This window comes from Streptococcus mitis, from assembly GCF_003944325.1.
Classification (GTDB): Bacteria; Bacillota; Bacilli; order Lactobacillales; family Streptococcaceae; genus Streptococcus; species Streptococcus mitis_CW.
The window spans coordinates 1-12,434 of the sequence record NZ_RJPX01000048.1; the positions used below are offsets into that span (position 1 = coordinate 1).

The window sequence follows — 12,434 nt, forward strand, 5'->3', positions numbered from 1 at the left end:
CAATTATAAGTTCAAACATCTTTATGGAGTAGGATATCTTCCAACTTACACCAGAACAACTATCACGGATCAACTCCACCAAGCATTTGGCTTCCAAACTGATTTTGAGATTATAAGCGAAAAAAATATGAAAAAAATTTTTAAAAAAACCAAATCTCGATAAAAAGTACGCATTTTTTTAAAAGAGAAAAAGAGCTCCGAAAAGCTGTTATAGCAGCATTTAGGGGCTCTTTGTTTTCAAAAAACTGTCAAAGATGGGATTATAATACACAAAAATAGGGAGCTTGTCAATAGAAAAGAAGCAATTTAATTAAAAATATTCTTGTTTTTTCAAATTGCAATTAAATAAGCAATTTTCAGATAATAATTGAAAATTCAAGCTGTTTATGTTATAATGATAGCGATTAAATTCGAGGTGAAAAATGGCACATTTATTAGAAAAAACTAGAAAAATTACTTCTATTCTGAAGCGTTCGGAGGAGCAGTTACAGGAAGAACTTCCCTACAATGCGATTACCCGTCAATTGGCAGACATTATTGACTGTAACGCTTGTATCGTCAATAGCAAGGGACGTCTCCTTGGTTATTTTATGCGTTACAAAACCAATACGGATCGTGTAGAGCAGTTCTTCCAAACTAAGATTTTCCCTGATATATATATTCAGGGGGCCAACATGATTTATGATACCGAAGCTAATCTGACAGTTGATCACGATTTGAGTATTTTCCCTGTGGAAAGTCGTGCCGACTTTCCAGATGGTTTGACGACCATTGCTCCGATTCATGTATCAGGGATTCGCCTTGGTTCTTTGATTATTTGGCGCAATGACAAAGAATTTGATGACGAGGACTTGATTCTTGTTGAGATTGCCAGTACCGTTGTTGGGATTCAGCTTCTTAACTTCCAACGTGAAGAAGATGAGAAAAATATTCGTCGCCGTACTGCTGTCACCATGGCAGTCAATACCCTCTCTTACTCAGAACTCCGTGCTGTTTCAGCAATTTTAGGGGAGTTAAATGGCAATGAAGGGCAGTTGACTGCGTCTGTGATTGCAGACCGTATCGGAATTACCCGTTCTGTGATTGTCAATGCCCTTCGTAAACTTGAGTCTGCGGGGATTATTGAAAGTCGCTCGCTTGGAATGAAGGGAACCTACCTTAAGGTCTTGATTTCAGATATTTTTGAAGAAGTGAAGAAAAGAGATTACTAATGACTAAGGCTTTGATTTCGATTGATTATACAGAAGATTTTGTTGCTGATAGTGGAAAGTTGACAGCAGGCGCCCCAGCTCAGGCAATTTCGGAAGCCATTAGCAAGGTGACTCGGTTAGCTTTTGAACGCGGAGATTATATCTTCTTTACCATTGATGCTCACGAGGAAAACGATTGTTTCCATCCAGAAAGTAAATTATTCCCTCCTCACAATTTGATTGGCACTAGTGGACGCAATTTATACGGAGATTTGGGGACCTTTTATCAAGAGCATGCTTCAGACAGTCGTGTCTTTTGGATGGATAAACGCCATTACTCAGCTTTTTCAGGGACTGACCTGGATATCCGTTTGAGAGAGCGTCGCGTGTCTACAGTTATTTTAACAGGTGTCTTGACGGACATCTGTGTCCTACATACAGCTATAGATGCCTATAATCTAGGATATGATATCGAGATTGTAAAACCAGCCGTTGCTTCCATCTGGCTTGAAAATCATCAATTTGCCCTAGGTCATTTCAAAAATACACTTGGGGCTAAGTTAGTAGATGAAAATCTAGATGAAATTTCAGACTAACTTGCTTAGTAAAAATGAAAAAAATCTGAAAAAAGTGTTGACAAGTATCCCAAAAGTTGATATACTAGTAAAGTAATCGACGCGGGGATGGCGGAATTGGCAGACGCGCAGGACTAAGGATCCTGTGACCGCTTTAGGTCGTGAGGGTTCAAGTCCCTCTCTCCGCATAGGACAAGAGTTAGCTTAGGCTAGCTCTTTTGTTTTATAAGGTTTATATATCTATGGTGGGCGTCCTTCGCTTTCAGATAAATAATATAGTTTGAAATTTCTCCTAATTTTCTTTACTCTTTCTACTTTTTCCGAATAAATAGATAGAAGAATCAAATCTAGTAAATCTAGATTTAAAAATGTGCTATAATGAAAGGAGAGAAAGTATGACTGTACGTCATCCGGGCATTAGCCCAACTAATGATTTGGTTGCTAAGAAGATTTTTAGCAATCCAGAAATCACTTGTCAATTTATTCGTGATATGCTGGACTTGCCAGCAAAAAATGTGACTATTTTAGAGGGAAGTAATATTCACGTCTTACCTTCCCTGCCGTACTCGGCGCAGGATTTCTATACCAGTATAGATGTTTTAGCTGAACTAGATAATGGAACGCAAGTAATTATTGAAATCCAAGTTCATCATCAGAATTTTTTTATCAATCGTTTGTGGGCTTACTTATGCAGTCAGGTCAATCAAAATCTAGAAAAAATTCGTCAACGTGAAGGTGATACTCATCAGAGTTACAAACACATCGCACCAGTATACGCAATCGCTATTGTGGATAGTAATTATTTCTCAGATGACCTGGCTTTTCATAGCTTTAGTATGCGAGAGGACACGACAGGTGAGGTCTTAACCATCACAAATAATGGTCAAGAAAACCATCTAGTCAAGATGGCGTTCTTAGAACTAAAAAAATATAGAGAGACCAGCAAAGACGAGGTTCGCAAACCCTGGTTGGAGTTTTTCGGGAATAAACCCTTTACCCAAGAACCCGAGCGAGCCATCAGCCAAGCAGACCAACTGCTGGACTACAAGAGCTGGTCCGAGGAGGATAGGAAAATGTTTAGTGAACAACGCAGACGCGAAGAACAAGCCTTGTTAGCGCAGGACTATGCCTTGGAACAAGCTGAAGAAAAAGGACTGAAAAAAGGCTTAGTAAATCTCGTTCGCCAGCATCTTTTAACCGCTGAGGTTGCAAGTCAGCAGTTAGGCATGACTGTCTCTGAGTTCGAGGCACTATTATAAGACCATCACCAATAATGGAGAAGAAAACCATCTAGTCAAGATGGCATTCTTGGAATTAAAAAAATACAGAGAAACCAGCAAAGATGAGGTTCGTAAACCATGGTTGGAGTTTTTTGGGAATAAGCCATTTACCCAACAACCCGAGCGAGCCATTAGCCAAGCAGACCAACTGCTGGACTACAAGAGCTGGTCCGAGGAGGACAGGAAGATGTTTAGTCAACTACGTATGCGCGAAGAACAAGCTTTGTTAGCACAGGACTATGCCTTGGAAACTGCTAGGGCAGAAGGTAGTTTCACTATGTTAGTAAATCTAGTACGTCAAGGTCTTCTAACACCTGAGGTTGCGAGTGAGCAATTGGGCATGTCAGTAGCTGAGTTTGAGTCACTATTGAAAGACCATCATTAATAAAACCTAAAAATACAGAGAAACCAGCAAAGACAAGGTTCGCAAACCGTGGTTGGAGTTTTTCGGGAGAAGCTCTTTACCCAATAATAAGTTTTCATCAATCCGCTGTCTATAAAATGTAAGGATAGGCAGTCTACCATTTAAAATAAAATAATGACAGATTTTTCCGAAACAAAAGGTAAAATCTGTTTTTATTTATATTAAATTTTTATAATATATAGTCTAAAAAGGCTGTATAATAAGCGTTGCATATATATATATATATATATATATATATATTACAGAAATGCCTTGAAATAGTACGATTACAGCGTTTACATTTTTAGATGTTGTTTATGTAAATACTTGATTTTTTATTTTAAAAGAGTTAACATATCATTGAGTCCTTGTGTCTCGAAGATTTTAAACTTATTCTACTGAAACAATAGAAAGGACATATTTATGTTTGGTAAAAAGTCTAATGATAATGGTGAAAAATTATACCGTTATTCTATTCGTAAGTACCATTTTGGTGCTGCAAGTGTTGCCGTAGCGGCATTAATGTTTTTCGCTAATGGTGCGGTTAAGGCAGATACTTTAGCTGTATCACCTGTTACGGCTAATACTGAAAAGGTAAATGCTGGTGTTACGGGACTGACAGAGGGAGTTCCTCCTAAAGAGAATCTTATAGAGAAATCAAAAGAAGTAGAGGGTGATAAAACAACTGTTGCTCAGAAGCCAGTGGATAAGTCTCCTCTTGTTCAGGCTATTAGTGAACTTCAAGCTGCGATTGCAAAAGCAGACGAGGAAAGTTTATTAAGTTTATCTAATCAACTTTCTCAATTAACCGATGAAAATAAGCGTTTACTTGATGGAGAAAATGTTTCTAAGGAAGCGCTTACAAGCCAAGTGAGTCGAGTTCAATCTCTTACAGAGCAAGTACGTCAGCTTAAGTCTAAGACGGAAGATAAAACCTCTAACAAGGAAGATAGAGCTGATTCTAAAGCTCAAAATACAAAAGAGCTCAAAGTATCTGATAAAGCTGTGATTCCTACTAATCAGAATGAAGAAATCAAAGCTGTTCAAAAAGATGAAAATAAAGGGGAAGGCACTGCTAACAAAGATAAATTGGAGGCGCTTTCTAAAAGTTTAATCACTTACTTAGATACTGCTAAAAAAATTGAACGCCCTGAGACCAAGAAACTTTTAGAGGGGGTAGAAGAAATTGTCCGCTCTGTCGAAAATGGCTTAGTAAATCCGAAATTAACTACTTCAGAAATAGAAGAGTTAATGAAGCAAGGTAAGCAAGCAGAGAAAAAACTAGTACTTGCTGTCACACGTGAACATTCAGGGAAGCGTGATACTCGAAATGGAAATAAGATGCTTCCAGAATCTTATTTTAGAGCACCTAATACTAGAGAAGGGGCTAATACGGAGTTTGGGAATGCCTACACAGCATGGATGATTACAAACGATGACTTTAGAAGATTCCAATCAGCAGCTATTAATGATCCAAACTATCATGGATATAATTATCCAGTAGGGACATTCTTGTATAACTCGAATAATGCTGAAAATAGCCCGATTAACAATAATAATATGCAAGGACCTCAAAGAATTGCATGGACTAGAAATAGGGTTTATGTACAGGTAAATCGTGTATCAGGGAATGAACAATCAGGTTATGAGTTTAACTGGAAGATTCAATTTAATAATGGTCATGAACCTCACCAAAAACCATTCTACTACTTTACATTGCCTGACGGACATAACTTTAGTAGTTCAGTTGTGTTAAAAGAAAATGACTCTCAAATTGCAACAGGAACTATTGATGATGTGTTACAAAAATCTAAAGGTCTTCTGAATGGTAAAATGGGTACAACTGAAGGCGTTAATGGTGGAGAATATTACAAAGGTACAGGTCTTATTAATGGTCATCCATATATTCAAGCACCTATTAGAACATTAGAAGATTTTGTTAAGAATTCTACTAACTACTACTTTAATAGAAGTGGTGTAAATGGAGATATTATTCAAAAATCGGATTTCCTATTTGAAAATATTAGAAATTCGACTAAAAACATTATCGCAATTCAACCTCAAGGAAGAAATTCAGGAGGATTTAACCATTCTTATTCATTCGAATTTACAACACATTCTAATAGTGGAGTTGCTCCTTATTATGTTGCAGGTGTAAAGACATATGAAACTACTTTGGGATTAACTCAACACAGAAGTTACTCTCAATGGGGAACATTGAAAGATGCCTATACTATTAAAACAGATTCATTTATGAACGGGGACTTTAAAAAGAAAACTTTCTTAAAAGGAACTCAATTAGGTGTCATAGAAAGTGATTCATTTAGTTTTAATAGTACAAATGCAGCAACATCGGCTATAGGTGACCGTTTTATTGACGCTGGATTAGTATTAAGAAATAATGCTACAGGTCGAGATGAAAAACCGCAAAAAGGAAGATTATTGCTAAAAGTTACTCCGACGGCTACTTTAAATGGGTCTCAATATTCTCATATTCATAATTTATATAATCCGAATGACTCAAGTGATTGGGCTACTAATTCAACAGATAGAACAAAAGGTGGACATTTAGCATATTTAGAAGGAACATATAATGGTTCGACTATTAAACTTCCATTCTCATTTAATATCGTAACTCAGTCAGATATTTTTGAGCCTGTAAAAAACGAAACAAAAGAGAATCAAGCTAGAAAAACAACTGAAACCTTAGGAAATGCTGCAGATTTTATTTCTGGATATAATAATGTATCAAATAGAATTCCTGATTTGTTTACGAATTGGAGTGAAGGGAATACGGATACCTTAAGAAGAATTTTTAAAGGAGGTTCAGATAGATTCCCTGGTTCTTCAGATGATATTAAGAATCGTGCAATTAAAAATGTTGAATGGGCAGATGGTAATAGCAATCTAACAGGTGAAAAAATTGTCCCTGTAAAAGTACGTTACACTCCACAAGGGGAACAGCCATATGAGGAAACAAAATATGTAACACTGCCACCTGAATTAAATAATTTATCGATTGGTCAAGTTTTAACTGAAGCTCAAAAACAAAAAATTATTGAGTTAGCGGAAAGTACTTTTGATGCTAATTCAGCAAGTTTTGATGGAAATACTGCCAAAGTAGGGGTTAAGAAACAAGTTAAAATTACCTACATGGATAATGAAAAAAATGCATTAACAGGAAATAAAGATGATTCTGTTCGTTATGTAGATTTTCATTTTACAAACTTAACAGTTCCAGATTCTAATAAGCCTGTTGTTACAATGAATGGTAGAACATTGACTACAAATGCAGACGAAAACCAATTTATTATTTATCGTGGAGCTGCATTTAATCCAACATTCAAAGTAACAGATGAGAGTAATATTGGTAGTTTAATGGTAACAAACTTACCAAAAGGTGTTTATTTTAACAAAGTTGATAATGTTGATAAAGCGCGTGTAGGAACTACTACTGTTTTAAATCATACAATCTCTAATGATGATAGTAATAAAGTTGCAGATGATGCTGCTTTAGGGGAACAAATTGCATCAGTTGAAGCATCTGACCAATATGGTAATAGAGAAACATATAAATTTAGATATCGCATTGTAGATATTCAAGCAAAAAATAGTACGACAGAAAATCGTGATCTTGGAAGTACATTAGGAAATCCTCATGCTCACTTCAAAGTAGCAGAAAATACTACTACAGAGAATGATAAGTACTATCCAGATAATATGCAGTTTAAATGGAATGAATTTGACTCTAGAAATGTTAGATTTACTGAGGTTCCCGATAATACGAAATTAAACGAATTAGGAACTATTACTAAGTATATTGCTACGGCTGTATTCCCTAGTACTGTAAATACAAAATCAATAGGTGGAGTAAATTATACAATTTATACACCTACTAGAAAAGCTGTACCAATGACGTTTAATGTGACGGATAGTGTAGCGCCAACAGTTATGCTAAGTGGTACTACATTAACAGACGATGCTAGCAATAAGACAGTGCATCTTTTCCGTGGTTCTTCATTAGAGTTACCATTGACATACTATGATAATGTTGCAACTGGTAGAGTCAATATTAGCTATAAGAATGATGGTGGATTGCCTAGAGGTGTTTGGTTTAATGAAAATGCTAATGCAAATAGTAACTTTAATATTAGCCAAGATGGAAAGACTGAAACTAAGAAAGGGTCATACACAGTTCGAGGGAATGTTTCGAATGCGGCAATACTTGGTGAACGTACTGTAACGCTAAAGGTATCGGATTCTACTGATGGCAACGTTGATAAAGGAAACAAAAAAGAAGTTAAATTTAATATTCGAACATATGATGTTGAACCTAATAGTATAAAAGTGACTGTGGATAAAGGAACTACTTTATCAGTACAAAATGCAAAAGATGCTGTAATAAAAGTAAACGGCGCATTAGATTTACCAGAAGGTACAACTTATGAATGGGTTGATTCTAATGGAAGAAATCAAACGATTACTCCAACTACAGCTGGTGTACAAAATTATAAAGTTAAAGTTACATTACCTTCTTCTGAGTCGGGGAATAATTCATTATCTCGTTCATCTAAAATCGTAAATGTTTCTGTAAATGTTAGACCAGAAGCGCCAACGATAACTACAGAAGAAAAATATAAAGGCACTTTAGTTTCCACAGAACGTAGTATTTCAGGTACAGGACAGCCTGGAGCAAAAGTAAAAATTACATTACAAGATGGAACTACAGTTAGGGAAGTTAATGTAGAAAATAATGGTAAATGGCAATATAACTTAGCAGCGGATGAAAAACTAACACTAAATGATAAAGATTCGACTGTAAAAGCTTCTAATCCTATATCTGTGAAACAAGTTGTCGATAATATTGAATCTGTATCGAAGACTGTGAATGTTCAAATGGGAAGAGCGATATCTGTTTCTACACCTGTTAAAGCAGGACGAGATATTTCTGTTAAGTTACCTCACGATACTGCATTATTTTATCTACAAGTAATAAATGGAAGTAGTACTGTTCAATATGATGTCAAACTAGTTGATGGAAATTGGAAAATATTAAATGCAGATAAAGTTGGAACCACTGATTTAACAGTGTCTAGTGGGGATAATGTCTCTGAAAAAGTATTTACTCTTCATATTAAGGATTCGAATAAAAAGGAAAACATTCCATTTAGAATAAACGATGACACTACTATACAAGTTCGTGCTCATTATGTTAATAATAAAAATAATCCTGCAAATCCAACGAATGATGGAGGATGGGCTGTAGCATCACGAGCTACAAATACAGATCCAGTCATTTCAGTAGCAAATCAAAATGCTTCTTATATCTCAGATGGTACTTTGACAAAAGATAAGTTAAAAACTTTTGTTAATGTAACAGATGCAGAAGATGACGATAATAAAACAGTCGGAAATAGTGCTAGAGAAAACTTAGATGTAACAGTTACGAAAAATGGACAATCTGTTGATTTAACAAATGGCAAAGCCTTAAAACAAGGAACGTACAATTTAGCGTATACAACAACAGATGCTGCGGGAGTAAGAGTAACAAAAAATCATTCGATTACAGTCAATTATATAGCTAAAGCAAAACCAACTATTAACTTCATACAAGGTGAAAATGTATCGGATGCACTTAAACGAAGTATGCTTCAATTGCAAGATGGGGATGATGTAATAAATGTTCCAAATGATGCATCTGTTGAACTTACAAATTTTGATATAAACGCACCTTCAGATAATAAGACTACGCAAGCAACTGTAGTACTAAGTAATGGAACAAGACTTGCGCCTGTGACTTTGAATTATAATGTCATGAAAAAATTCGAAACAGTCACTAAAGTGTATGATTTTGCTGGAGAAGGACGTAATGATAGTCCTGCATCTTACTATCTAAATCCAGGTGGACTTCCTGGAGGTATGAGTTGGGTTGTTAAGAGAGGCAATGAAGCAGAGAAAAACGCCGATACTAATGACAACATGAAGAATATGTTGAAAGCTGATGGAGTTGGAACAACGAACTACAAATTTGGTGCTAAATATCCACGTGGTAGATTTACAAATAATCCAACAAATGATGCAGACAAACTTTCTTATATGTCAGCATTTACGCATGAAGTATTTGATATTGCAGATAGTAAAAATGTTTCTGTTAGCCAAGGAACTACTTTAAGTGCTGAACAGGCAAAAGCTGCTGTGAAGAATGCTACTGGCTCTGATACTTTACCTACTGGAACAAGATATGAATGGGTAGGAAATAAGGTAGCTAATACATCAGGTAAACAAACATTCCAAGTGAAGGTTACATTACCGCCATCACAAACAGGGGATAATTTACCAGCTGCAACTCAAGCGACACCAAGTAAGACAATCAATGTAACGGTGAACGTAACGCCACCAAAACCAACATTTGATAGTAATAAAGTGACTTCAACTTCACGTACTATTACAGGTACATTAGGTGGATTAAATGCGAATAGCAGTAATACAGTAGTGTCTGTTGCATTGAATGATGGAACTAACCGAGTATTGACAAGTGAAAATAATGGTGGAGTAAGAATTAATGGTAACACATGGACAGCAACACTTCCAGATAATGTTAAACTTCGTACATCGATTGCTAAAAATGGTGAAACAACTCAACCAAGAGGATTAACTGTCACAACAAAAATTAAAGGCTCTACTACTGCAGATGATATCAGTGTAACTAGTGATGTTAAAGCTGTTGAAATGGGTGATTACTCAGTAAACGCAACCATTGCAGGTAGCAAGCATATTGATGTTAAAGTACCACATGATGCGAAACGTATGGAATTACGATTCCACAACAGTACAGAATCAAGTAATACACCAAAAAGTATTGTTCTAGTGCGTGGAGCAGATGGTACATGGCATACAGATGCAACAAGAGCAAATAATACAGCAGTTGCTAATGCGAATGGATACGTTGGAAGAATTACTTCAACAGTAAGTACTACTAACCCAGCAGAAAATAATATTCGTATTGAACTAAATGAACAAAGTGGATCGACAAAACTTCACATTAAAGAAGAATCTGCTAATGGAGATAACACTGAATCATATGGTAGTGGATTAGGACTTCGTGTATATAACCAACCAGAAGCAGGTCAAGAGCCAAGTGCGACAGGCAAGTGGAAAGTTGCTAATGTAACGAATACTAAGCCTACATTATCTTATAAAGGGCTAGAAGCAAGTAGCGAAACAGCACGTAAAGTCTTCCCATCAGGAACAAGTATCACTAAAGCTATGCTAGAAAATCTAGTAACTGTTGGAGATACAGAAGATAAAGCTACAAATGAAACTGACAAACCGTATGGTACACCTACTATAAAAATTGTCTCAGGATTAACAGAAACACCAGGAAAAGCAACAGCATCAGGAAGCTATGCAGTAGTACTTAAAGCTGTTGACAGTCAAGGTAAAGAAAGTGACCCGTTGACCGTGTATGTGGGAGTTGTGTCTACGGANGTNAAATACCAACCAAAAGTAGGCGGGGAAACGAAAGGCACACCAATTACGATTGATGTTCCATCAGGAGCGCATCACCAAGGTGAAACCATCCCATACACACCAAAAGAAATCACAGTTGGAGATAAAGTGTATGTGCCAGCTGAAGACGGTAACAAGACTGTTACATTGACAGACAAACCACAAACTGTAGAAGTAGCCTATAAAGAAAAAGATGCTTCAACAGAAGTGAAATACCAACCAAAAGTAGGCGGGGAAACGAAAGGCACACCAATTACGATTGATGTTCCATCAGGAGCGCATCACCAAGGTGAAACCATCCCATACACACCAAAAGAAATCACAGTTGGAGATAAAGTGTATGTGCCAGCTGAAGACGGTAACAAGACTGTTACATTGACAGACAAACCACAAACTGTAGAAGTAACGTACGTAGAAAAACCATCTACATCAACTCCAACATTTACGGTAGGAACACAAAATCCACTAACAGGAAATGTTGAGGTAACAGTTGATGGGGTTCCTGAAGGTACTAAAGTCAAATTACCAGGTATTGCTAGCGAAAAAGTTGTAACTGGAGGAAAAGTAGAGTTAACTAATAACGAGCTGCCTGAAAATCCAACAACAGGAAAAGGAATTGCTCAAGAAGACGGTAAACTTCCAAAAGAAGGAACAAGTGATATTACAATTCCAGGTAAACTAACTAGCGCTAAAGGTGAGCCAGCAAGAGAGTTTGAAGTAACAATTCCACTACCAATTGTAGTTCCAGATCCAGAACACTTAACACCGAAAGAAATAGAAAAATTGGTGGATAAAGTTAAAGAATCTAATCCAAATACAATTGTGACTGCGGATGATAAGGGTAATGTTACCGTTACAGATAAAACAACTGGTGATTCAGTACTAATCCCAGCCAAAGATTTAACTATTAAAGACTTCGAACTAGTGAAACCAACCGACAAAGTTCCAGTCAAAGACACAGCCCACTTAACTCCAGAAGAGAAGAAACAAGTGGCAGACAAAGTCAAAGACAAGAACCCAGGTAAGGAAGTAACAGTAGGCGACGATGGCACAGCAACAGTGACAGATCCAACAACAGGAATCAGTCATACAATTCCAGGAACAGAGCTAGTAAACCAAGACTTCGAACTAGTGAAACCAACCGACAAAGTTCCAGTCAAAGACAAATCCCACTTAACTCCAGAAGAGAAGAAACAAGTGGCAGATAAAGTCAAAGACAAGAACCCAGGTAAGGAAGTAACAGTAGGCGACGACGGAACAGCAACAGTGACAGATCCAACAACAGGAATCAGTCATACAATTCCAGGAACAGAGCTAGTAAACCAAGACTTCGAACTAGTGAAACCAACCGACAAAGTTCCAGTCAAAGACACAGCCCACTTAACTCCAGAAGAGAAGAAACAAGTGGCAGATAAAGTCAAAGACAAGAACCCAGGTAAGGAAGTAACAGTAGGCGACGATGGAACAGCAACAGTGA

At 36.8% G+C, this 12,434-nt stretch carries 4 protein-coding genes, 1 tRNA gene and 1 pseudogene; all 6 read left to right on the plus strand.

Translation table 11 applies throughout. The annotated features are described in order from the left end of the window. The first annotated feature begins 422 nt into the window (after positions 1–422). Positions 423–1,211, plus strand: coding sequence for a GTP-sensing pleiotropic transcriptional regulator CodY (gene codY, locus D8787_RS10150; protein ID WP_125386162.1), 789 nt, complete (start codon positions 423–425; stop codon positions 1,209–1,211). Beyond that, complete coding sequence (locus tag D8787_RS10155; protein ID WP_125423497.1) at positions 1,211–1,786, plus strand: cysteine hydrolase family protein; 576 nt, start codon at positions 1,211–1,213, stop codon at positions 1,784–1,786. Before codY ends, D8787_RS10155 begins: the two co-directional genes overlap by 1 nt. A gap of 81 nt (positions 1,787–1,867) precedes the next feature. After that, positions 1,868–1,953, plus strand: a tRNA-Leu gene (locus D8787_RS10160). 207 nt (positions 1,954–2,160) lie between these two features. Further along, complete coding sequence (locus D8787_RS10165; protein ID WP_125423500.1) at positions 2,161–3,024, plus strand: Rpn family recombination-promoting nuclease/putative transposase; 864 nt, start codon at positions 2,161–2,163, stop codon at positions 3,022–3,024. Position 3,025: 1 nt separating this feature from the next. Continuing rightward, positions 3,026–3,430 (plus strand): annotated as a pseudogene (locus D8787_RS11725) (hypothetical protein); the annotation flags it as partial. Positions 3,431–3,871: 441 nt separating this feature from the next. Continuing rightward, positions 3,872–12,434: YSIRK-type signal peptide-containing protein (locus D8787_RS10175; protein ID WP_125423503.1), on the plus strand; the 8,563-nt coding region annotated here is incomplete at its 3' end.

Coding starts and splice junctions, on each gene's coding strand:
- codY (WP_125386162.1), top strand. CDS start 423: ATGGCACATTTATTAGAAAAAACTAGAAAAATTACTTCTATTCTGAAG.
- D8787_RS10155 (WP_125423497.1), top strand. CDS start 1,211: ATGACTAAGGCTTTGATTTCGATTGATTATACAGAAGATTTTGTTGCT.
- D8787_RS10165 (WP_125423500.1), top strand. CDS start 2,161: ATGACTGTACGTCATCCGGGCATTAGCCCAACTAATGATTTGGTTGCT.